Origin of the sequence: Streptomyces sp. NPDC001407, assembly GCF_042895325.1 — a bacterium.
Taxonomy (GTDB): domain Bacteria; phylum Actinomycetota; class Actinomycetes; order Streptomycetales; family Streptomycetaceae; genus Streptomyces.
The window spans coordinates 607,424-628,029 of sequence record NZ_JBIAWF010000001.1 but is presented as its reverse complement, the minus strand read 5'-3'; the positions used below and the strand labels follow the sequence as shown (position 1 = coordinate 628,029).

Below are 20,606 nucleotides of genomic sequence, written 5' to 3'. Positions count from 1 at the left end.
TAACTAAGCCTCCATGAGAGAGCGTCGGTACGTGCGGATGGTGGACGCGCTGACGGTGTGGCCGTGCTTCCGCAGCACCAGGGCGAGCCGCTCGGCCGAGGAGCCGTCCAGGAGCCGGATCACCACGGACTCGCGCTCGTTGGGCTCCAACTCGTCGTAGATGCGCTGAAGGGTCGGGCCGGGGTTCCCGGGCAGCCCCTCGTTCACGCGGCCTCCCGTTCGATGGACTCCACCGCGGCCACGGCGAGGGCCGCCAGTCGGACAAGGCCGCCGCGTACGTGCTTGGGGTCCTGCTCGGCCAGGGCGCCGAAGGCTCCGGCGAGGAGCGTGGAGTCCCAGCCCGGCACGCCGTCCAGGTCACGGCTGGTGTCGATCGCGCGCCAGCGGTTCGCCTCCTGCTGGTGGTGGTCGCGGCCCTTGTGCGGATGCCGGCCGCCAGCCAGGGGCACGTGACGTTCGTCGATGTCCTTCCGGGCCGCGCGGACCTCGGAGAGGATCGCGGTTACGGATGCCGGCCGCTTCGTCTTGGGGTCGGTCACTTCTCGTCCTCCTTGGTCAGCGCGAGGAGGGCCTGCGCGCCCCCCTGCGTGTAGGTCTCGGTCACGTCGCCGAGCCGCAGCCGCATGCCGCGAGCGGAACGGGGGAGCGAGCGGCAGACCTTCGCGGTGAACTCCGAACCCGCATCGTCGGGGTCGCCCCAGACGCGGATCTTGTTGAACCCGGCGAGCATGCGCCGATGGCGGCCCAGCCACAGGGCGGCGCCGGGAATGGCGACCGCGTGGAGGCCGATCTTGCGCAGGATGATCCGGTCGAGCTCGCCCTCGGTGACGTCGATGGTGTCCCCGGCCGTGTGCACCGAGTCGACCCCGTACATCCGGGGCGGGTCGTCCTTGATGGTGTTGTACTTGCCGTGAAAGTGCGCCCGATGGTCGTGGTCTTCGAGGCAGCGGAAGCGGATGGTGAGGGGCTGCCCGGTATGCGACAGGTAGGGGATGGCGAGCATTCCGCGGAATCGCTCATGCCCGGGGAAGGAGTCGTTACCGACGACGCCAAGCCGGTATGTAGCCGCCTCCGCCCTTCCGATCCCTCGGTTCAGCAGATACCTTGCGGCGTCCGGCGTAAGTGCTGCCTGATAGGTGCTCGTTGCCTCTTCCAGCATCGCTCGTTGCGAGGCCGAGAGAGGCTGCAAGAGACTTGGCTCCGACAAAAGTTATCCCATTCCTGTTTACGGTCGTCTCGTAGTCGATGATGAATTCGTAGCTGTCGCCTGCTTGTTGGCAGGAGTGGCACTTCCACACCTGCCGGTCGAGGTTGTAGGAGAAGCTCGGGGTCCTGTCCTCGTGCAGTGGGCACGGGGCCATGCCGGTAGCTCGCTGGGGGTTGTAGTCGAGGCCGTAGTGCTCGAAGACCGCTTCGAGCGTCGGCTTCTCCTGCTCCCGGCCCTCGCCGCCTCGGTCGACGCGTCTGAAGTTCATGGCAGCATCCATTCCAGGTCACCCACGGGCACCTCGTAGAACTCCTCTATTGCCAGCACGAGTTGGGCGTCGAACTCGCGGTCGTTGAGACTGCCTCGAATCCGAAGGCTTCCTCAGCGGGGATCACGCGATCTGTTCCCCCCGGAAGAAGCCGCCGAGGGTGTCGTAGCCGAGATCACCGAGGCCCTGCGGTTCGGTGAATTCGGCGAACAGGTCGCCCAGCTCCTTCGCCAGGCGCACCAGCTCGGCTTCCTCCTCGTACGTGATCACTCGGGGTCCAGGCCGAAATACTCCTCGACGGTGGTGAGGACGAATGCTTTTCTCCAGGACTTCCCGCGCCGCTTGACCACCACCACCGAGTCCACGAGGTCCGGGTCGAGGCCGCGGTGCCCGGCGAAGTTGGCCCGCTCGCGCATCGCCTCGTCGAGGAAGGGGCCGGGTTCGAATTTCGCGTTCTTGGCCTCGATCACCAGGAAGCGGCCGTCGCCCTCCCGGATGACCATGTCGCCCTCGTCCTCGGTGCCGGCCAGTCGCAGGCTCTCCACGTCCTCGCCAGCAGCCCGCAGGCCCTCGCGCAGGTCGGTCTCCCACATCGCGCCCTTGCGCTTGTTCGCCCGGTTGCGGTTTGCTATCTCGGTCACAGGTTCACACATCTCCTCAAAGAAACGCCCGCTCCTGCGGGCTTGATACAGGTTAACACGTTAGGCCGCTTCAAGGATCTTCGTTGGCGACCAGGGCTTCGAGGGTGAGGCGAGAGGGATACGTGTCTCCAGCTTGGAGAATCGCGTCACCTCCGGGTGGCACCGCATCGACGCGTACCGCTTCCCCGTCGGGTCACACGCGCCCATGCGCTGTTTGATCACCGCGACCCGGTACTCGTACGAGGTCGGGTCCAGCGCCACCGACAACGAAAGCTCCGGTTTCTCCGACAGTCCGCCCTTGACCTGATCACGGGACGGCGGCGCCCACGGGTCGGACTTCGCCTCCCAGGACTTGTCCGAGGCGTGATGCAGGACGATCACCGTCGCGCCGGTCGCGCGGGCCAGCTCGGTGAGGTTGCTCATCACCGACATCTGCTCCGTGTAGTCCGACTCGGCCCCGTCGAAATCCATCAAATTGTCGAACACGAAGACCTGCGGGAACGCGTCCCACAGCTCGATGAACGCCTCCAGCTCCTCGTCGACCGCCTTCCACGTGATCGGGCTGCCGAAGGCGAAGGTGATGTTCGAGCCCGCGAGCGCGGACAGGTAATCCTGGCGGTGCCGGCCGCCAGCCGCCATGCCGGCCTCGACCATCTCGGTCGTGTCGCCGGTCGCCATCGACGCGAGCCGGGAGGACGCGGTGAAGGCAGACATGTCGGCGCTGAAGTACAAGGTGGGCAGGTTCATCTGCGCCGCCCAGTACAAGGCGAAACCGGACTTCTGCGTGCCGCTTCGACCGGCGATCATCACGACTTCGCCGTGACGGGGGCGGCAGCCGAGTGCGTACAGCGCCTCGAAGGCCGGCACGCGGGGCAGTTCCTTGCCGGACTCGGCGTGCAGGGCAAGTGACCGTGCAGGGGTGAGCAATCCAGGGATCTCCTCTCAGGGGGCGAGGGGGCCGACCCGGAGGTCGGCCCCTACCTCGCACGGGTCAGTCGAAGTCGGGCGCCTCGGCGACGGCCGCGTTCACCGCGGCTTCGCGCTTGGTGGCGTAGTCGATGACGGCCTGGCGGACCGATGCATCCGCGACCGGCCGCCACACCCACGCCGGATGGCCCCCAGGTCGCTTCGCGGGAACCTGGGCCAGGGAGACGATCGTCGCTCCGCCGACGACGGTCTCAAGGTCACGGGCGAGGAGCGTCTGCTCGACTCGCGTGCCCTTGTTGATCTCGGGGTTGAGGGCGTCGAGCTGCTCGCGGGTCTTGAAGACCGTGATGTCGCACAGGGCCGAGTCCTTCGGCCCGTTGGGGGTGGGGCGCTGCCGGTCGTAGGAGTTGACCTCGACGAGGATGGCGAGGGCGTCAAGGTTGTCCTTGGGCTTGAACCAGCCGCCGCCCTGGGTGGGGATGTCGATGAAGTTCAGGGTCACTAAGTTCGTCTCCTGGTGTTCGGTTACTCGTTGATGCAGTGGGCGGGCGCGTCGCCCGCCTCGGTGGCCCACAGCCCGTACGGGGCTGCGACCCAGGTCCAGATGGACGCCGCGAGCAAGGCCGCGGCGACAGTCACGGCGAGGACGGGGCGGGTCCTCATACCGCCTTCAGCTCCCGACCCTTGGCCTTGTAGGCGGCCATGACGGACGGGTCGGCGAAGAAGGACTGGTTGGAGGCCCATAGCCGCTGGAGGTCCGCGATGCTGGCCTGCTTGGCGATCTCGCCCAGAATCCAGCCGTGCGGCTCCTCCTTGGCGTCCGGCTGCTCGGCCTGCGCCCACGGGTCCGGGGCGCCGGTCGCCTGTGCGGGCGCAGCCTGCTCGGGGACGATCCGGCCGCCGAGCAGACCGGCGATGTTGCCGGTGCCGTGCGCGATGCTGGTGGCCTCCACGACCAGCTCACTGAGCGACAGGTTTGTTACAGGTTCACTATCGAAGCCGAAATAATCGACGATCTGGGCGCGGACGACCTCCGAAGGGCCCCGGAAGACGGCCCATGTGTCCTTGTAGCCCTCGCCGTACTTGATGGTCACGCTGATGCCGTGTTCGTGCGACTGACTCACTCCGCCCTCTCTCGATTGCTGTTACAGGTTAACACTGTGGATCGTCTTATGCGGCCTGCGGTCGGGTGATACGGCTCACCCACGGGCGCATGGCGTGCCGGACGCCGCGCATCTGCCGGACATCGCGAGCGAGCTTGGCGGCCCGCCAGCCGATCTCCAAGTCCACCCAGTACAGGGTGCATTCGCCCGACCCGGCAGGCAGGTGGACGATCACGCCCCACTGCTGCGAGACGGCGGGCAGCGGGGTGTACGCTCTCGCCGCCTCGTCGGCTGGCACGGAGGTCTTCTTCCAGGCGGCCAGCGCCTTCTTGTCCCCGGCGTCCACGGGGAAATGGGTGTGGTCGTAGAACTCGCCGCGCGAGTACACCGCGAGCTGGCTGGCCATCTTCAGTGCGCCGTACTCGACGGAGCCGGTCTTCAAGTCGCCGATGAACAAGCCCTCCACGGGCTCGCCGTCCGGGCCGGGGCCGCTGTATTCGAGAAGGCGGTCGAAGGTGCCGCCCACGCCCAGCTCGGGAACGACGACGAACCGCTCCACGGCTTTGACCTCGAAGTCGACGGTCTCGGCCATGTACGCGGACATGTCCCGCAGGTCGAGCTGCGAGGCGGTGGCCGGCAGAGGGTCGCCGCGGTCGACGTACTCGGACAGGGTGTGCAGGTGCGTGCCGCGCTCGCGCTTGGCGTGCGCTCCGGACAGGTCCACCGCCCGGTCGGCCAGGGCGTTGAGCTGACGCTTGCCGTCGGCGCTCTCGGGGTTCAGGCCGCGTGCCGCATCCAGGATGGACGGCTGGCGTGCGGCGCCGACCAGGGTCATGCGCCTGCCCCAGGTGCTCAGGGCTGTCTTGTCCTCGATCGCATCGATGAACGTTGTCGTCCTGGTCAAGGACTGCGGTTTCCCGCCCGCCTTCGGGACAACCAGCGGACGGTCCCACCCGTCGCGGGGAACACCCGACGCGGGTGTGGGGATGTCGATGAATCGCACAGCTAAGCGGCCCCTTCAAAGTGGTCGACTCGGGCGAGCTCCATCCGGATACGCCCGTCGTCGAGGAAGAACGGTTCACCTTCGTCCTCATCGATCGGCTTGAGGCCCATGGCCTCAAGGGTGTCGAGGGCCGAGCGCACCGTATTTGGTCTCACGTCCGGATCGAGGGTCATGTGGTACTCCCACTCCTCGTCGTTGACGTACAGCGCGACGCCTTCCGCGACGCGCAGGGTGTCCCCCCGGGACACAGTTGCGCTCATCAGGTAAAAGTTCCTTCTATGAACCTGTGACTTCCATAGTTGTATGTGGCGTTTAAACCTGTGTCAACTCTTTTGTCTACTTCCCCCGGTATCCCCTGACCTGCCCCTTAAGGGTTACTCCACAGTATGCGGAAGGTGTACTTCCGGACTCAGCCTGGAGAACGAGAAACCCCCGCCGGTTCTCCGACGGGGGGATGATACGAACAAGCGTTCGAGGATGACTCAGTTCCGGGGCTTCCGCCCACTGGCCTTCTGCGGCGGGTGAATCAGCTCGTGGTCACCCTCGGCGCGAGGGATGAGGAACCACCCGTCGGCCGTGTCCGGGTCGTAGTGGACGACCAGCTTCTCGGCCTCCAACTCCGCCTTCCAGGAGGCCAGACGCTTCTTGTCGGTCGCGGTGAGCTCCTCGCCGGCAAGCCTGCGGCCCTCGGCGCGCAGCATCATCACTGGGTACGCGTAGCGGTGCTCTTCCTTGACCATCCAGGGGATGAGGTCCGTGTTGCGGACGTTCCGCCGTGGAAGCTTCTTGCGACTGCGGAAGGTCGACCACATCGCTCTGGTCGTCTCGGTGTTGTACTTCGTTTTGTACTCCTGGATCATCCAGTCGTACGTCTTTCCCTCGCGGAACCAGCGGAGGACCTCGTCCTCGTCGACGATCTTCTTGGCGCCCATCGTCCTCCCTCCGTCTCACGTTCACTCATGCTTGAGGATGATCAGTTCCATAGCCATGGTTGCGTAAGGTTCACTGAGCTGTCAAACTGTGACAGACAAGATCGTCGGCGCTGGAACGCTGACGACATACATAAAAGGGCCCCGACCTGCGCTGGAAACGCTGACCGGGGCCGTGCCCGTCCTGCGCTGGAACGCCGGTCGGGCCCGACACCAGGAGATGTGACCTCCCAGTGCGTATTCAGCGTACCCCGCGCCGTGCAAACTTCACGGTGCTGGGCAATGACGTGCTTCGCAACCGCGAGCTGTCCTTCACGGCCCGAGGCGTCCTCGGCTACCTGCTCAGCCTTCCCGACGGCGCCGACGAAGACGTGCGCAAGCTCGCCGACAAGAACCCGCGGATCGGCCGCAAGGGCATCCGGGACGCCGTGGACGAGCTGATAGCCAAGCGCTACTACTTCCGCCACACCTACCGGGACGACCGGGGCCGGGTCCGCACCGACACCTATGTCTTCGACACCCCGCAGGACACCTTCTCCCCGGTTCCCTCCGCGCCGGGAACCGGCCCCACGACGCCCGGGGCTGCGGGAACGTCCCCTTCGGGGATAAAGGACTCCGGTAAGGACAGGGGAAACACCCCTCCCAACCCTCCCGCCGAACAGACCGCGCCCGCCGCGTCGCCGACTGCGAGGGAGGGCACCAGCGGAACGCAGGACAAGGACCTCGCCGAGGCCGCTCGCATCCTGCGCCGCCTCGCTGCGATCGACAGCCGTCTGAAGCTGTCCGAGCGACACGTGGCCAAGCTCGCCCCCGAGGTCGCTGACTGGCTCGACCGGGGCGCCACCATCGCCGAGATCACCGACGCCGTGACCCAGGGCCTTCCCCCGAAGGTCTACTCCGCCTCGCGCCTGATCTCTGACCGCCTCGACCGGAAGCGCCCCGAGCGCAAGCGGCAGTGGAAGACCTACGCCGACTGCGAGACCGGGTGCGGCGGCCTGCTGCCCGCTGGCCAGGAGGCCGGCATCTGCGCCGACTGCGCCCTCGGCACCACCACGTACTTCGAGATCGACTGCACCTCCGGCGAGGTCACCGAGGCCCCGGACGCTCCCGCGACCGAGCCGCTGATCGGCGGCCCCAACGCCGCCTGGCGTGCTGCCCGCGCGGCCATGCGCACCGCCTGACGGCCTCCTCGACCTCTCCCCGCACCACCTTGAAAGGCACAGCCATGCCCAAGCACGCCCGCCTGCCCTGGTACGCCTACGTCGTCGGCGCCGTCGTCCTCGTCGTCGCCCTGGCCATGTCCGCCCCCGGCGAGTACCAGCTCGCCCGCGCCGCCGGATGGGACGAGTGGGTCGCAGCCGGCATGCCGGTCTGCATGTCCGTGTACACCGCCTTCGCCGTCTGGTTCGTCGAGACCCGCCGCAAGGGGGAGAAGGGCCGTGGCACGGCCATAGTGGGCGCGATCCTCGCCCTTGGCATGACCCTCTCCGGTCAGGTCGTCGCGCACTGGATCTCCGCCGGATACATGGAGTCGTCCATGGCGCTGACCGCCGCCGTCTCCTCGGTGCCTTCGATCGTCGTCGGGCACGTCGCCCACATGATCATCCGGGCGGCCCGTCCAGAGATGGCCGCGCAGCCGCACGTGGCCGAGCAGGACCTCCAGGACCAGCAGAACGAGCCGACCGTCGACGAGCCGGTGCAGCCGACCCTCGACGGTGACACCCCGGTCGACGAGGTGGCCCAGGCCCGCGCCCGCCGCCGCCCCGGCCGTCCCGGGCCGTCCCTGGATGAGCTGCGCGCTGCCGCCATGAGGATCAAGGCCGAGGGGCAGAAGGTCACCGGACCGGCCCTCGCTAAGGCCCTGGGCCGCGACCGCCGCCAGGGCTCGCGCTACCTTGCCCGGCTCAACGCCGCCCCGACCGCCTGAACAGGACCGCCGCAGCGCTCGCCGTACGGGACAATCTCCGAGACGGAACGTCCCGTACGGCGAGGAGATATAAGACGTGGAAGTGCAGGTCACCATGCTCGTGTGCGACGCATGCGAACGACGGGACGTACCCGCCAAGAAGTACACGCTCGCCGTGGACGGCGGTGAGTCGATCCGGAAGGACCTGTGTCTCGACGACGCGGCCCCCCTGATCAAGCTGTTCTGGCCCGAAGCGCCCGTCACCGACTTCACGCAGCCGGAGACCGAGGTCCCCGCTCCCGAGCCGGCCATCGAAGAGGCAGCGCCCGAAGCGGCTCCGGCGAAGAAGGCGGCCCCCGCCAAGAAGACCGCCGCGCCGAAGAAGGCGGCGGCCAAGAAGACGACCGCGAGGAAGGCGGCAGTGAAGAAGGCCGCCGCCAAGAAGACAACGACGAAGAAGGCCGTCGCCAAGAAGACGACGGGCCGGGGACGCCTCGGGGCCCGGAAGACGACCCTGGAGGAGATCGCGGCTGAGAAGGCCCAGAAAGCGGCCAGCGGCGACTGAAACGCAGAAAGGCCCCCGCCGACCACGTGGGCCAGCGGGGGCTGAGGGTTACTGCGGCTCTTCCTGGGAGTCGTCCTCGCTCGGGGCGACCACGCCGAGAGCCGTGAGGATCTGCACGATCACGGCCACTTCCGGGCTGTCGGCGTAGACGATGGACGCGATGCTGACCACCACACCCAGCGCGGCGAGGGCCGCACCGACGCGCGAGCGGTACCGGACGGGAAGCAGAGCGACCAGGCTGACCGGCTTGAAGCCGGGCGTCTTCATCTTGCTCATCGTCGACCAGCCTCCTTCTGAAGCTCGGCCCACCCACGGCCGCCGATCGCCACGTCCCGGGAAACGCCAGTGCTCTTCAGCGAGGGGTTCGCGTCGTGGAAGCGGGCCACGGCCCCCTCGGTGTTCACGCCGTAGAAGTCGGTGACCGCGCCCTTGATCGGTCCGTAGCCCGCCGCGATCAGCAGCCGCTGAAGCTCACGGACCTGCGGGTGCCGGGCGCCGGGCGTCACCCCCGCCGCGAGGGCGGTGACACCGCCACCGTCACCGCCTCCGGAGGAACCGGCCGGCATACCGTCCTGCACCCAGGCGTACAGCCGACGGCCGGGGCACTCGGTCGCGAAACCGTCCTTGTGACCCTTCTTCGCCAGGGCCCGACCGGTCTTTCGGCACGCCTCGTCGTACAGGGCACGGGTCGCGGCGAGAGCCTTCGCCGAGGGCTCCTGGTCGCCGCCGATCGCGACCTGGACGCCGATGCCGGAGACGTTGTGATTGGGGCAGTGGGCGCCCTGAAGGGTCCACCCGCGCCCCTCGAAAATGGTGCCGTCCTGGTCGACGACGAAGTTGTAGCCGATCCCGGCCCACCCCTGGCCGAGGTGGCTCCGCTCGATGGCCTGCGGGACCGAGCTGCCGGTCCGGGTGATGTGGTCCGCGCCGTCGTAGTGAACGAAGAACTCGGTCCGCTGGGACAGGGACGCAGTGTTGGGCGAGCCGTCCCAGGGCTTCGCGCCCCAGTCCTTACGGGACACAATGCTGATGCTCAAAAGAGGGGACTCCTCCAGATAGATGAAAGGCCCTGTCCCGCGAGAGCGGGCAGGGCCGTGATGGGCTGGTTGGTTCAGCCGGGCGTGGAGACAGAAGTCGACAGGTGCACGTCGAGCCGCTCAGAGACGGCCAGGCGTTCTGTCCTCTCGTGGGCCAGGTCTGTGCGCAACGCGGCGATGTCCCGGCTGTGCTGGGTCTGACCGTCGAGGACGCGATCAAGTCCTCGGATCACCCGGTCCACGTCGTCGCGCAAATTCGTGGAGTGATCGTTCGAGACCTGTTCCCGGGCCTCCTGGGCGTGCTCGCGCACCTCGGCCAGCGCGGTTCCCTGGCGTCGCACGAGCTCGACGAGGACGCCGACCAGGGCCACGGTGATGGCCCCGCCGGCAGAGACGAAGGCGACCTGCACCGAGGGCTCAAGAGGCACGGGACATCTCCTCGACGAGGGCCTCCAAGCGTTCGATCCGAGCGGCCTGGTCCTGCACGACAGGCAGGAGGGCCACGCTCAAGAGGTCGTACCGGAGGGCGTCAATACGTCCCTCTTCGTCGTAGGTGACGATCTCCGGGAGCGTCTCGGCGGCCTCCTCGGCGATGAGGCCGAACTCGCCCCGTGCGTAGTCGCCTCCTGTTTCGTCCGGGCGTCGGTCGTAGACGCGGGGACGCAGGGACAGAACTGCCTCGGGGGCGATGTCGATGTCCCGGATGTTCTGCTTGAAGCGGCGCGAGCTGGTGTTGCGGCAGAACTGCCCGGAGCCATTGACCCACACCGCGTAGTACGTCCCCGAGCCGGATACCGACGAGCTGTGTGCGCGCTTGGTCCCGTTGGACCACGCGATCGTGTCCCCGGATTCGAGGTACGAGCCGTGGGAGTGGGAGCTCGGCGGGAACGTGCTCGGCTTGTCCGAGATCGACGACCACGAGTGCGAGTGCGTCGCGGGCGGATATGTGCTCGGTGTGCCGGTGATGTCGCCCCAGGGATGCTTGTGTGCGGACGGGGGCAGCGACACCGGAGGGTCGGTGATGTCCGACCACTGGTGCGAGTGGGAGGAGGGCGAGAAGGTGGCGGGCTTGCCGGTCAGGCTCGACCAGGAGACGGACGCGACCAGAGGTGTCCACGCCGTCCCGTTCCAGAACTCCCACACGCTCGTGTCGTAGTTCAGGCCGAGCTTGCCCAGGCGCGGAGTGACCGGCCGGGTCGTGGTGACCCACGCGCCGACAGACTGACCGACGAACCGGCGGTCGCCGCTCACCGCGGCCGACGTGACGGCGGTGATGTTCGCGCCGACCGTGACGGTCGCAAGGGGCAGCTCGTAGATGCCGGTGTCGGTCTGCGTCATCGCGGGAGCGCTGCCTCCCGCAGCGCCCTGCACGACGGTGAGGGTGATGCTGTTCGCGGCGGGGTCGAGACGGAGGGCCACGCGGTCGTACCGGGTGGACGTGCCGGCCGCCGCGATCGGCAGCGTCTCCACGGCGGTGGACAGAACGGCGTGCCCACGCACGATCGCGAAGCCCGGCTGCACCTTCACCGACATGGCGGCGCCATCTGCGCTCACCTGGAAGGCGTTGGCCCAGGCAGACGCTGCGATGCCGCTGTCCACGAACTCGCGGAAGAGCTGAGAGAACTGCGACTCAGTGACGGACTGGCCGTCGAAGGGATAGGACGTGATCGCCAAGGGCGAGCTCCTTTCAGAGGGTGCGGTCCTCAGCGACGCGCAGCGAGGGGAACAGGGACTCCAGATCGGTCGGCAGAGCGCCGCGGATTGCCGTCACGCCCGCGCGGAGGATCGCCTCGCGCTCCTCGGGCGTCAGGTCGGGATACGAGGCGAACGGCTCGCTGATGGTGATCTCCACCGTGCCGAAGATCTTCTGTACCTCGCCTGTCGGGTGAAGGGGGACGGTGGCTGAGATGGCTTTCACACAGGGCCTTTCGTCACGCGAGGGCCGCCCAGAAGCGGTTGGCCCCGTTGAGCATGGAACTGACAGTGATCGAGGCGGGGGCGCTCGCGCCGCCCGAGGTGTAATAGCCGAACCGCTTCAGCGTGTTCAGGCCGAACCAGTTCGGCGGTGCACCCGCGCTGGACTCGGCCGCCAGGAGCATCGGACCGTCGCCGGTCGAGGTGTTGTACTGCATGCGCCAAGCGATGTAGTAGGTCCCGGCCGCCAGCGTGACGGCGGACGTGAGGGGCGAGCTGATGGCCGCGCCACCCCCGGTGTGGACCTCCGCCGGTTCGTACGTCGCCGTCGACATGTCCTCGGTGGCTCCCGCGCGGTTACCGCTCGCGTCGTAGATCGCGGCCCAGGAGCCGGAGGCCAGGCCGCCTGCGTACCCGGTGGCGTGCCAGACGATGCGGCTCACCTGGGCGGACTGCCGCAGGCGTACGGCCGTGACGCGGATTGGGCCCGAGCCGGGGTAGAGGCCGATGCTGGTGGCCACCGCCGGGTCGAAGGCCCATGCCACGAGTCCGTGGTCCTCCGGCCCCCACGTGTTCGAGACGGCGTCGGGGAGCTGGGCGGCCGGCACGCGGCCGGAGGCGTCCAGGGAGGCGACACCGCTTGCGGCGCCGCGCGTGGAGACCTTGACGTACGTTGCGCCGAGGTCGGGGAGGTTCGCGGTGGGTACGTTGCCGAAGGCGTTGAGAGGGGCCACCCCGTTGGCGGCGCCCTTCTCGGCCGAGTCCACGGCGCCCACGTTGGCCGCGGTGAGCGTGATGGAGGCGGCGCTGATGCCGCACACCGACTGAACTACACCCGCCGACCCCGCCGGTCCCTGCGGCCCCGTCGCTCCCTGGGGACCGGCCGAACCTGTATCACCCTTGGGCCCTTGCGTCCCTGTGGGTCCGGCTGGGCCGGTGTCGCCCTTCGCGCCCTGTGGGCCTGTCGGCCCGGCCGGACCGGTGGGCCCGGCATCCCCCTTGGGGCCCTGCGGTCCGGCGGCTCCGGTGTCGCCCTTCGGGCCTTGGGCACCGGTCGCTCCGGTGGGGCCGATGACTCCCTTGTCTTCGGGGGCGGGCCACACGCTGAGGCTCATCAGACCACCTCCACGCCGCTGATGTGCAGGTGTGCGCGGGCACCTGAACCCCGCACGTTGATGAGCTCGCCCGGGTTGAGTACCTGGCGGACGTCGAGGGTGAGAACGCCGGACGGCGCGATGCCCACGCCGGAAAGCAGGGCAGTGTCGCCCACGTGCACGCTGACGCTGGCGGCGGTCGTCTCCGGGTTGCTGGCGACGATGTTCGTCACGACGGCGAGGCCAGGGTCGGGCACTTTGTAGACGTCGTGCCAGGACGCGGGGACGCTGCCCCGGAAGAAGGCTTTGGGCGTGTGCGCCACTACAGAGCTCCCATGAGGTTCATGACTTGACCGGCGGGATCAGTCCCGCCCTCAGCTGTGCGTTCCAGCGCGGAGACGCGGCGCTCGGTGTTCTGCGAGCGCTGAGCGGACGCGGCCCGGGGGTTGAACCCCGTCGGATCGCCGAAGATCGCGCCGACCTTGAAGCCCTCGTCGCCCGCCTTGAGGACCATGCCGGTGACGGGGGCCGTCAGCTCTTGGCCGCCTGCGACGACGCAGACGCGATCACCGAGGCCCCAGTCGACGCCGAACTCCATGAAGTCGCTGTCGTCGACCGGTACGGCTTGGACGGCGGTCCGGGTGAAGCCCTCGTCGGCCAGCACCTCGTCGCCCGCTTGCTTGAGCTCCTTGGCGTCATTGGTGTTGCGCTGGTCGACGAACTTCTCGATCCTCCGTCCCCAGTCGCCCTCTGCCTCCACCGAGGCGGCGTTGTCGACGGGGACGAACGTGCGGGCCTCCTGCTCGCCCTGGCCTGCGACGATGACGCGGGTTGCGCCCGGCGTGGAGACCGAGACGCGTTGCCCGGCGAGCGTGCCGGCCAGCACGTCGAGCCGGACCTCACGGGAACGGTCGGCTACCTGGAAGGTCTCGAACTGGAGGTTCGAGCCGCGCTGCACGATGCGGAAGCCGAGATCGGCCACGGCCGCGATGCCGGTCAGCAACTCGCCCAGCGTCGGGAACCGGGCGCTCTTGGAGATGACCGGTCCCCGGGCGCCGTTCGGGCCCATGATCAGCCCCGCGCGGCGTCGTGCCGCCGGGGCACCAGGCCCGCAGTTGGCGTTGACGTACGCGTGCATCAGCGTCTCGGCCGGACCGCTGCGCTCGTCGTGCCCGACCTTCTGAGTGGTCACGTCTGCGTTCGCGGGCTCCGGCCAGGCGAGCATGTCGAGGAGGATCACTGAGTCCGAGACGCCCTCGAAGACGATGGAGCCGAAGCGGTCCTCGGGGCTGGCCGCGTACTCGGACGAGGCCACCGGTCCGGACATCAGCACGTCGCCGGGGCCTGTGATGACCAGGCCCGCGCCGGGCAGGCGGAGGGTGTCGGCGAGCGGGTGCTCGCTGGGCAACGTTGCCTTCCAGGAGCCGACGTTGTTGAACTTGTCCTCCAGCTCCAGCGACAGGTCCTCGGGCCTGATCAGTCCTACCCTGGTCAGGGTTCGGTCCCGCACTTCGACGGTGAGGTGGTCGAGCTTCAGTCAGATCACCATCCAGCGGCGCGGGCGCCAAGAGCAGACGATTCGGGAGGCCGCGGTGGTGTCGAGGAGGCGGACCGTCGCGGTCGAGACACCGGGCGGCACGGTCCAGAACCGGGGCGCGGTGTCGAGCAGGGCGTAACGATTCGCCCCCTTGCCGTCCTTCACGGTGCCGTTGCGGGTGTCCACGACGAGCTTCTCCGTGGCCGACAGGGAGCCGGTCCAGCGCAGCGTCTCGCCGGTCGGGGATGTCACCGTGAGGTCCCGGCCGGGCCCGTAGATCTCCCACACGGGGTAGGCCGGCACATCGCCGAGGTTGTCGAGCTGGATCTCGCCGATGGCCTGCGACGCCGCGAGTGGCATCGACACCAGTGACGACAGGAACGGCTTCGCGCCGGGGTCGCCCCCGACCCGCTGCGTCGAGACGGTGCTCGCTGTGAAGTACGGGTCGGGGGCGCGGAACGAGATCGTGGTCTGCACGTCGTTCGTCGAGGCGAGCTCGATCTCGCCGCCCCCCGTCCGGTAGACGGGGGTCGACCAGCGCACCCCCTCGTCGTCGACCAGGACGAGCGAGCACTCCTGCGCGACGGCTCGCGCCAGGCGCGAGATCAGCGAGCGCAAGTGGTGCCGGTTCCGGCCGACGATGTCGAGGGGCATGTCGAGGTCACGGGGCAGAACGCGCTGCCCCCGGAAGCGGGAGCCGTCTCCGGCCCCCTCCAGCCACTGCGCATTCACGGACGGCAGGCCGAAGCCGGTCGCCCCGGCCGTGGCCTGGTATCCGAATCCGTCGGCTGCCACCCCGTTGAGGTCGAGCGCGTCCCGCTCGGTCTCCAACAGGAGTGCAGTCACTCAGTCACCACCCCACCATTCGTGCGCGGTGGGACGCCGCGAACAGCTCCTCGTGGGAGCTGAGCGAACTTCCCGCTGCCGCGTAGTAGTTGAGAACCTTGGTCACCCCGCCACCTCCGGCAGGGCCGAGGCCGCCTGTGACGGCGGCGGACGCCGACCGCGCCGCGCTGGCGTAGTCGGTCGAGCTGGGGCGAGCGGTGATGGCGTCAACCGCCTTGGCCACCCGCCCGGATTCGCTCTCGATGCCCCGGGCGAAGCCCTGGCCGACGTAGCTGCCGAGCTGGGCGAAGACGCGGCTCGGCGAGTGGATGCCGAGGCTCGTTTTGATCGCGGCCACCATGGCGTCGGCGATCGTGAGCATCTGCCGCTCGATCGCCTTCTGGCGGGCCTCCAGGCCCTTGACGATGCCGTCGGCCACCGCGATGCCGTTGGCGTACATCGCGTCGCTTGCCGTCTTCCCGGCCTGCTTGGCGTACTTGGCGAGCTCGGCCTGCAACTTGTTGATCTCGTCGATGCCGCTCTTGCCGGCCGCGGCGATCGACTCGGCTGCGGCGAGGCCCGCGTCGGGGCCAGCACTCGCGATCTGGTCGATCGCCGTCTGAGAGAGCCCCTTGGCCTTGAGGACCGCGAGCGCCTTGGCGAAGCGGCGCGCCTGATCGACGGCCTGCTTGAGGTCCGTGACGATGCCGCCGAAGGAGCTGTCCTTCGCCTTCGTCACGTCGCCCGTGGCGATGATCCGGTCAGCGACCCGCCCCGCGTAGTCCTTGGCCTGCTCGCGCAGCTTGTCGAGCTTGTCGCGGGCCGCTTCGAGGCGCTTCGATCCCGCGTCCCACTGGGCCGCGAGCTTCAGGAGCTGAGTGCGGTCCCGGTTGATCCGGTCCTTCAACCCCTGGGAGGCGTTCTTCGGGATCTTCGCCGTCAGGTCGGTGAGGGACTTCTTGACGTTGTCGTACTCGGACTCAAGGCCCTTGATGAGGCCCTTGATGATCAGCTTGCCCGCGTCGTAAAGAAGGACCGCATCCTTGGGGGCGGGGCCCTTCCAGTCCGTGAGCTTGCTCGTCAGATCGCTCAGGGTGCTCTTGACCGAGCCGAACATGCCCTTGATGCCGTTCACGAAGCCCTGGATGAGCTTCTTGCCCGCATCGAGGAGAGTGCTGCCGATATTGCTCAGTGCGGAACGGGCCTTGCCGGGTAGCTCCTTGACGGCGTTGACGGTGCTAACCACGCCGTCCTTCGCAGCATTCTTGATGCCGTCCCAGGCGCGGGAGCAGATATTCTTGATCCCATTCCAGGCTGCGTCCCATAGGGACTTCAGGCCATTCATGGCCGAACTGCCCAGAGACTTCAGCCAGTTCAGGAAGGAGCTCCACGAACCCTTGATGGCATCCCAGATGACAACACCAGCCATCCGGATGCCGCCCCAGGCCGCCTTCCAGAGAGCGCTGATCGCCTTCAGGGCCTTGCCCGCGGCGCCGAGAATTCCAACGTTGAGGAATACCGCCAGGGCGCCGACGATGACGTCCCAAATTCCCTTCAGGAAGCTCCAGATGCCATTCCACAGGTCTACGAATCCCTGCTTGAATGTCGACCAGTTGCCTGTGAAGATTCCTTCGAAGACGCCCCAGAAGATCTCGAAGATCCCCTTGACGGCGTCCCAGACGCCTCGGAAGATTTCGACGAAACCTTCCAGCACCAGCGCGGCACCGTTGATCGCGCCTACGAGGGAGTCGGCGAGAATCCCGATAATGAACTCAAGGACCGGTACCAGGACCGGCATCAGGAACTCAACGACCTTGAGCAGCGCCTGAAGAAGCGGCTGGATCGCCTCGACGAGGCGGGTGAAGGCTTCCGCGAGCGGAGGCAGCACCGCCTCGACGATCGACTGAAGCATCGGGATCAGCGGTGTGATCACCGCCGACACGATCTGAATCAGGATCGCGACCAACGGCGCAATCGCCGTCAGGACTTGCGCGATGAAGCCCGCGATGACCGGGAGGATGGGCGCCAGGCCGGCAACGAGCTGCTGAACGAGCGGGGCGACCGCCGTCATGATCTGCGTGAAGACCTCGGCGATCGGCGGCAGGATCGTCTGGAGCGCGCCGAAGGCGGCTCCGAGCATCTCGCCGACGACGGGGACGAGTTGAGCGACGATCGGCGCAAGGGACTGGATCGCTCCGGTGAGTGCGCCGCCCAGGAGCTGAATGATCGGGATGACCGCCGGGGCCAGTGCGGTGAACGCCTGTGCCAGCGGAACGAGGGCGGCTGCGACCAGGGGGCCGAGCATTGCCGCGAAAGCCCCGATGACCTGCATTAGAGCGCCGAGCGCTTCGCCGAGTGGCGCCATCGCCGGAGCGAGTGCGGTCACCGCGGCCTGGAGGCCGTCGAAGAGGCTCTTGACGCCTTCGGTGACGGCAGGCTGCGCGAGCGCCGAGGCAATCGCGTCGAGCGCCGTGCCGATGATCGTGCCGACCTGCGGCAGGACCTCGGTCAGGAGTTGGCCGAGTTCGGTGAAGAGGGACTTGACCGCCGGACCCGACTGAGTGGCGATCTGGTTCATCGCCTCGTGGGCCGCGCGGAAGACGTCGGTCAGCCCGGACTGGAAGCCCGGACTGTCCACAGTGTTGTGGATGCGCTCCAGCGTGTCGGCCATCATGCCGAGCGAGGAGCCGCCAGCCGCTTCGGCGGCGCGGGAGATGCCCGCGAAGATGCCGCCGAGGTTGCTCAGGACCCGGCCGAGGTCCTGGAGGTTTTGAATGCCCTCGTCGATCCAGCCTTTGAGGCGGCCGTCCGACTCGGTGGCGCTGAGGAAGTCCGAGAAGCGCGTCGAGATGTCGACGAACCACTGCGCTAGGGAGGGCAGATAGGACGTGCCGACCTTGCCGAGGACGGCGATGATGTTCGCGAAGGCGCCCGTGCCATTTGTCGCGATGTCGATCGACCGCGACAGGTCGGTGAACATCTGGTTCAGCGCGGGGTCAAGGGCGCCTTGGAGGCCCGTGGCGAATGCGCCGAAGAATTGGCCGAGCTCGGTAGCGGTTTGCCGGACTCCCGCCGTGAACTTCGGGAGGAGTCCGTCGACAAGCTCCTGAATGGGCTTCTTGGCCTGCTCCCAGAAGTTCGCCGAGATTGCGTCTTGAAGGCCAGACAGGGCGCCCTTAACCTCGGGTAGAACCTTGTTGAAATCTTTGAAAGCCGCGACGGTGACGCCGAGGCCGACTGCCATCCCGCCGAATAGGCCGGGCAGCAGAAGGCTCGCCGCGCCGATCGAGGCGAGGCTCGACGACAGCGCGGCGAGGTTGCTCGCGGCCGAGAGGCCCCACCCGGCCAGGCCGGCAATCGCGAGGGAGAGCGAGCCGATGACCGGGACGCTCTTGTCCAAGTTCTTGAGCGTCCGGCCGAGCCGCTCGAACATGTTGTTCAGCACCCGCGCGCCGGACAATGCGGCGAGGGCGGTACCGACCTTCATGACGGCCGTGTTGTCTAGCTCGGGGACGATCGGCACCGTACGCGGGCGCGTTAGCACCTGGAGCCGGGCTGCGATCCTGGCGCCGCTGCCATTCGCGACGTCGGGCTCGACCTTGACCTTCAGCGGGCTGAGGTCGTCGGCCCAATCCTTGAGCTTGCGCTTCACATGGTCGGCGGACTGATTGTCGAGCTCCAGCTCGACCTTGCCCGTCGCCTTGAGGTTGTCGACCTTGAAGTCAACCTTCTGCCGGTTCGCGCGCTGCTGGAGCTCCTGGGCGGCGTTCCGGACGGCGGTGGCCATGCCGTCGGTACTGATCGTCGTGTAGAAGCGGATCTTGCGGGCATCGCTCTGCCGGTTCCGCTTGTTGATCTTCCGGAGCTCCTCGATGAACTCCGTCGATGCGCCGCTCATGTCGATCTTCGTCGACACCTTGAGCTTTTCGAGCTGCTGCTCGATGCGGTCGAGTTGGCGCTCGGCGTCCCGCTTGAATTCCTTGGTGTCGGGGGAGACCTTGATGGAGACACGGCCGATGATCTGGCCCGCTGACAAGGGCTACCTCCGCTGCTGAAAGTGCTGGTAGAGCTGTGCCACCGTGGCGGCCTTCTTGCCGGCCTTCTTCGCCTTGGCCTTTGCCTGCGGGCGGGGGAAGGGTGGGATCTTGGGCGCCTTGCCGCGGCCCCACTGGCCGGTGGCTTTCGTGTTGCTGTTGATGGCATCGAAGAGATCGGCGAGGAGGTGTCGGTCCTGACCCCAGCCGAAGTGACCCCGGCCGCCGGACGCCAAGGCGACGGTCAAGCTCGTGTCGGGAAGCCTCGCGACGAGGAGGAGACACAGGGCGGGGGAGGGCCCGCGACCTGCGATCACATCGGCGAGGTCAACGCCGTAGTAATGCCGCAGGTCCGCATAGAGCCCCTCGCCCCAGTCGTCGATCAGTCGCGCGAGGCCGAGGCTTCCCCCGCCTGGGTGCCCCGGCCGTAGGCGTCGAAGATCTCGGCCAGGACGGCGAGGTCACCGCCGATGGCCGTCAGCAGCTTGTCAGCCGCCTTCGGGTTCTCGGCGACCAGACGAATGGCCTCCGACAGCAGCTCCTCCTGGTCGGCGTCGTCGCCGCCCATCCGGTCCTGGAGCTGCGAGAGCTGGGTGCGGCTGGCCTTCGGCAGGCGAAGGGGGTTGAGCAGGCGAACGGTGTCGCCGCCCAGCTCGATGTCGGTCGAGCCGTACTTCGCCTCAGCGGCGGTGCGGATGTCGTCGAGGGAGAAAGAAGCCATGAGGGTGCGGACCTCCGGGGTTGAAGTGCAGGGGGAGCGGACCGAGGGGGAAGCCCGGCGTGAGCGGGTCCGCGCGCTCACGCCGGGACGAAGGAGGAGGTCAGGCGACCGTGCCGGCAGCCCACTTGGAGCCGTCCCAGTGCGCCTTCGAGGAGTCGGCGAGGCTCACGTACTGGCCGGTGGCCCACTTCGCGGTGGGCGTGGCAATCACGGAGCTGAGCGCGGCGAGGTCGGCCGGAGCGACAGCCCCGGACGGAGTGAAGGAGCCAGGCGTTCCCGCGCTGGCGCCGGTCGCGACGGTGCCGCCGAGCGGGGTCACGGCGTACGTCCACGCGTTGTTGCCGTAAACCATCGGCTTGACGCCCAGCGGAAGACCAGCGAGCGATTCCGTATCACCGATCGCCATGTCGTCGGCCCGGTAGATCTCGGCCTTCGGCGCGTAGACGGCGAAGTGCGACTCGCCGTCGATGAAGATGGCCATGAATGCGGACTGGGTCGGCTGCGGGTCTGCTGGCACACCGACCGAACCATCTGGCAGGAGCGGCGCGTTGGCGCCGAAGTACAGCCGCAGCGCGGCGGTATCGAACTGGTTCAGCGTGAAGGTGATCGACTCGGTTCGAGCCGAATACTTCGTGCGCAGGGACTTGTTCTGAAGCGTGCCGATCGTGGTCGCCTCACCGCCTTCGGACGTAATGCCGAAGACGTCCTCAAGCGAGGTGTGGCCGACGTTCTGCCAGGGGGAGACGGGTACGAGAAGGTCGTCGGGCATAGCGGTGCCGACCGGAGCGGTCAGATAATTGCCGTTGCCAACGACCAAGGTAGCGTTGTCGTTAAGCGCCAAAGAGGAACGATTCTCCTAATGCGCGCACGCCAGAAACCCCAACTGCCGTGGGCT

At 67.8% G+C, this 20,606-nt stretch carries 29 protein-coding genes; 3 read left to right on the top strand and 26 right to left on the bottom strand.

From position 1 onward, the window contains the following. Positions 1 to 3: 3 nt before the first annotated feature. The 13 genes from ACFY1P_RS02955 to ACFY1P_RS02895 form a co-directional block, all read right to left on the bottom strand. Positions 4 to 207, bottom strand: a complete 204-nt coding sequence (locus ACFY1P_RS02955; RefSeq protein WP_390749475.1) for a hypothetical protein — start codon at positions 205 to 207, stop codon at positions 4 to 6. Continuing rightward, positions 204 to 539, bottom strand: a complete 336-nt coding sequence (locus ACFY1P_RS02950) for a hypothetical protein (protein ID WP_390749474.1) — start codon at positions 537 to 539, stop codon at positions 204 to 206. Before ACFY1P_RS02950 ends, ACFY1P_RS02955 begins: the two co-directional genes overlap by 4 nt. Next, positions 536 to 1,003: a toprim domain-containing protein gene (locus tag ACFY1P_RS02945; RefSeq protein WP_390749473.1), complete on the bottom strand. Its 468-nt coding sequence runs from the start codon at positions 1,001 to 1,003 to the stop codon at positions 536 to 538. Before ACFY1P_RS02945 ends, ACFY1P_RS02950 begins: the two co-directional genes overlap by 4 nt. 34 nt (positions 1,004 to 1,037) lie before the next feature. Beyond that, a complete protein-coding gene (locus ACFY1P_RS02940; protein ID WP_390749472.1) occupies positions 1,038 to 1,475 on the bottom strand; it encodes a CHC2 zinc finger domain-containing protein in 438 nt (145 codons plus the stop codon). A gap of 123 nt (positions 1,476 to 1,598) precedes the next feature. Then, positions 1,599 to 1,745, bottom strand: a complete 147-nt coding sequence (locus ACFY1P_RS02935; protein ID WP_390749471.1) for a hypothetical protein — start codon at positions 1,743 to 1,745, stop codon at positions 1,599 to 1,601. Continuing rightward, positions 1,742 to 2,116: a hypothetical protein gene (locus ACFY1P_RS02930; protein ID WP_390749470.1), complete on the bottom strand. Its 375-nt coding sequence runs from the start codon at positions 2,114 to 2,116 to the stop codon at positions 1,742 to 1,744. Before ACFY1P_RS02930 ends, ACFY1P_RS02935 begins: the two co-directional genes overlap by 4 nt. A gap of 60 nt (positions 2,117 to 2,176) precedes the next feature. After that, a complete protein-coding gene (locus tag ACFY1P_RS02925) occupies positions 2,177 to 2,983 on the bottom strand; it encodes an AAA family ATPase (protein WP_390749469.1) in 807 nt (268 codons plus the stop codon). Positions 2,984 to 3,107: 124 nt separating this feature from the next. Next, the gene (locus ACFY1P_RS02920) at positions 3,108 to 3,545 is read right to left on the bottom strand and encodes a hypothetical protein (RefSeq protein WP_390749468.1); all 438 of its coding nucleotides are present in this window, start codon (positions 3,543 to 3,545) and stop codon (positions 3,108 to 3,110) included. Positions 3,546 to 3,568: 23 nt separating this feature from the next. Then, positions 3,569 to 3,706, bottom strand: a complete 138-nt coding sequence (locus ACFY1P_RS02915; RefSeq protein ID WP_390749467.1) for a hypothetical protein — start codon at positions 3,704 to 3,706, stop codon at positions 3,569 to 3,571. Next, positions 3,703 to 4,167, bottom strand: coding sequence for a hypothetical protein (locus ACFY1P_RS02910; RefSeq protein WP_390749466.1), 465 nt, complete (start codon positions 4,165 to 4,167; stop codon positions 3,703 to 3,705). The genes ACFY1P_RS02915 and ACFY1P_RS02910 overlap by 4 nt, the downstream gene beginning before the upstream one ends. 46 nt (positions 4,168 to 4,213) lie before the next feature. After that, positions 4,214 to 5,050, bottom strand: coding sequence for a hypothetical protein (locus tag ACFY1P_RS02905; RefSeq protein ID WP_390749465.1), 837 nt, complete (start codon positions 5,048 to 5,050; stop codon positions 4,214 to 4,216). Between the two features lie 101 nt (positions 5,051 to 5,151). Then, positions 5,152 to 5,409: a hypothetical protein gene (locus ACFY1P_RS02900; RefSeq protein ID WP_390749464.1), complete on the bottom strand. Its 258-nt coding sequence runs from the start codon at positions 5,407 to 5,409 to the stop codon at positions 5,152 to 5,154. A 222-nt stretch (positions 5,410 to 5,631) separates the two neighbouring features. Then, entirely contained in the window at positions 5,632 to 6,081 is a 450-nt protein-coding gene (locus tag ACFY1P_RS02895; RefSeq protein ID WP_390749463.1) for a hypothetical protein, read from the bottom strand. A 230-nt stretch (positions 6,082 to 6,311) separates the two neighbouring features. Here ACFY1P_RS02895 and ACFY1P_RS02890 point away from each other — a divergent pair, with 230 nt between their 5' ends. From ACFY1P_RS02890 to ACFY1P_RS02880, 3 genes are all read left to right on the top strand, one after another. Next, complete coding sequence (locus ACFY1P_RS02890) at positions 6,312 to 7,259, top strand: hypothetical protein (RefSeq protein WP_390749462.1); 948 nt, start codon at positions 6,312 to 6,314, stop codon at positions 7,257 to 7,259. Between the two features lie 44 nt (positions 7,260 to 7,303). Beyond that, positions 7,304 to 8,005: a hypothetical protein gene (locus ACFY1P_RS02885; protein WP_390749461.1), complete on the top strand. Its 702-nt coding sequence runs from the start codon at positions 7,304 to 7,306 to the stop codon at positions 8,003 to 8,005. Between the two features lie 76 nt (positions 8,006 to 8,081). Beyond that, a complete protein-coding gene (locus ACFY1P_RS02880; RefSeq protein WP_390749460.1) occupies positions 8,082 to 8,549 on the top strand; it encodes a hypothetical protein in 468 nt (155 codons plus the stop codon). Positions 8,550 to 8,597: 48 nt separating this feature from the next. Here ACFY1P_RS02880 and ACFY1P_RS02875 read toward each other — a convergent pair whose 3' ends face one another. The 13 genes from ACFY1P_RS02875 to ACFY1P_RS02815 form a co-directional block, all read right to left on the bottom strand. Then, entirely contained in the window at positions 8,598 to 8,825 is a 228-nt protein-coding gene (locus tag ACFY1P_RS02875) for a hypothetical protein (protein ID WP_390749459.1), read from the bottom strand. Next, positions 8,822 to 9,586: an N-acetylmuramoyl-L-alanine amidase gene (locus ACFY1P_RS02870; RefSeq protein ID WP_390749458.1), complete on the bottom strand. Its 765-nt coding sequence runs from the start codon at positions 9,584 to 9,586 to the stop codon at positions 8,822 to 8,824. Before ACFY1P_RS02870 ends, ACFY1P_RS02875 begins: the two co-directional genes overlap by 4 nt. 74 nt (positions 9,587 to 9,660) lie before the next feature. Continuing rightward, positions 9,661 to 10,014, bottom strand: coding sequence for a hypothetical protein (locus tag ACFY1P_RS02865; RefSeq protein WP_390749457.1), 354 nt, complete (start codon positions 10,012 to 10,014; stop codon positions 9,661 to 9,663). Further along, the gene (locus tag ACFY1P_RS02860) at positions 10,004 to 11,260 is read right to left on the bottom strand and encodes a tail fiber domain-containing protein (RefSeq protein WP_390749456.1); all 1,257 of its coding nucleotides are present in this window, start codon (positions 11,258 to 11,260) and stop codon (positions 10,004 to 10,006) included. The genes ACFY1P_RS02865 and ACFY1P_RS02860 overlap by 11 nt, the downstream gene beginning before the upstream one ends. Before the next feature lie 13 nt (positions 11,261 to 11,273). After that, complete coding sequence (locus ACFY1P_RS02855; protein ID WP_390749455.1) at positions 11,274 to 11,504, bottom strand: hypothetical protein; 231 nt, start codon at positions 11,502 to 11,504, stop codon at positions 11,274 to 11,276. 13 nt (positions 11,505 to 11,517) lie between these two features. Then, the gene (locus tag ACFY1P_RS02850) at positions 11,518 to 12,321 is read right to left on the bottom strand and encodes a hypothetical protein (RefSeq protein WP_390749454.1); all 804 of its coding nucleotides are present in this window, start codon (positions 12,319 to 12,321) and stop codon (positions 11,518 to 11,520) included. 293 nt (positions 12,322 to 12,614) lie between these two features. Beyond that, positions 12,615 to 12,917, bottom strand: a complete 303-nt coding sequence (locus tag ACFY1P_RS02845) for a hypothetical protein (protein ID WP_390749453.1) — start codon at positions 12,915 to 12,917, stop codon at positions 12,615 to 12,617. Next, positions 12,917 to 14,104: a siphovirus ReqiPepy6 Gp37-like family protein gene (locus ACFY1P_RS02840; protein ID WP_390749452.1), complete on the bottom strand. Its 1,188-nt coding sequence runs from the start codon at positions 14,102 to 14,104 to the stop codon at positions 12,917 to 12,919. The genes ACFY1P_RS02845 and ACFY1P_RS02840 overlap by 1 nt, the downstream gene beginning before the upstream one ends. A gap of 27 nt (positions 14,105 to 14,131) precedes the next feature. Further along, the gene (locus tag ACFY1P_RS02835) at positions 14,132 to 14,977 is read right to left on the bottom strand and encodes a phage distal tail protein (protein WP_390749451.1); all 846 of its coding nucleotides are present in this window, start codon (positions 14,975 to 14,977) and stop codon (positions 14,132 to 14,134) included. Positions 14,978 to 14,981: 4 nt separating this feature from the next. Beyond that, positions 14,982 to 18,992, bottom strand: coding sequence for a hypothetical protein (locus ACFY1P_RS02830; RefSeq protein ID WP_390749450.1), 4,011 nt, complete (start codon positions 18,990 to 18,992; stop codon positions 14,982 to 14,984). Between the two features lie 3 nt (positions 18,993 to 18,995). Then, positions 18,996 to 19,238, bottom strand: a complete 243-nt coding sequence (locus tag ACFY1P_RS02825) for a hypothetical protein (protein ID WP_390749449.1) — start codon at positions 19,236 to 19,238, stop codon at positions 18,996 to 18,998. A 134-nt stretch (positions 19,239 to 19,372) separates the two neighbouring features. Next, on the bottom strand, positions 19,373 to 19,711 hold the full coding sequence (locus ACFY1P_RS02820; RefSeq protein ID WP_390749448.1) for a phage tail assembly protein: 339 nt from the start codon (positions 19,709 to 19,711) through the stop codon (positions 19,373 to 19,375). 100 nt (positions 19,712 to 19,811) lie between these two features. Beyond that, on the bottom strand, positions 19,812 to 20,552 hold the full coding sequence (locus tag ACFY1P_RS02815) for a hypothetical protein (protein WP_390749447.1): 741 nt from the start codon (positions 20,550 to 20,552) through the stop codon (positions 19,812 to 19,814). Positions 20,553 to 20,606: the final 54 nt, after the last annotated feature.

Excerpts from the sequence above, each read along its gene's own strand:
- ACFY1P_RS02885 (WP_390749461.1), top strand. The coding sequence starts at position 7,304 with ATGCCCAAGCACGCCCGCCTGCCCTGGTACGCCTACGTCGTCGGCGCC.
- ACFY1P_RS02900 (WP_390749464.1), bottom strand. The coding sequence starts at position 5,409 with ATGAGCGCAACTGTGTCCCGGGGGGACACCCTGCGCGTCGCGGAAGGC.
- ACFY1P_RS02940 (WP_390749472.1), bottom strand. The coding sequence starts at position 1,475 with ATGAACTTCAGACGCGTCGACCGAGGCGGCGAGGGCCGGGAGCAGGAG.
- ACFY1P_RS02895 (WP_390749463.1), bottom strand. The coding sequence starts at position 6,081 with ATGGGCGCCAAGAAGATCGTCGACGAGGACGAGGTCCTCCGCTGGTTC.
- ACFY1P_RS02875 (WP_390749459.1), bottom strand. The coding sequence starts at position 8,825 with ATGAGCAAGATGAAGACGCCCGGCTTCAAGCCGGTCAGCCTGGTCGCT.
- ACFY1P_RS02945 (WP_390749473.1), bottom strand. The coding sequence starts at position 1,003 with ATGCTCGCCATCCCCTACCTGTCGCATACCGGGCAGCCCCTCACCATC.
- ACFY1P_RS02820 (WP_390749448.1), bottom strand. The coding sequence starts at position 19,711 with ATGGCTTCTTTCTCCCTCGACGACATCCGCACCGCCGCTGAGGCGAAG.
- ACFY1P_RS02915 (WP_390749467.1), bottom strand. The coding sequence starts at position 3,706 with ATGAGGACCCGCCCCGTCCTCGCCGTGACTGTCGCCGCGGCCTTGCTC.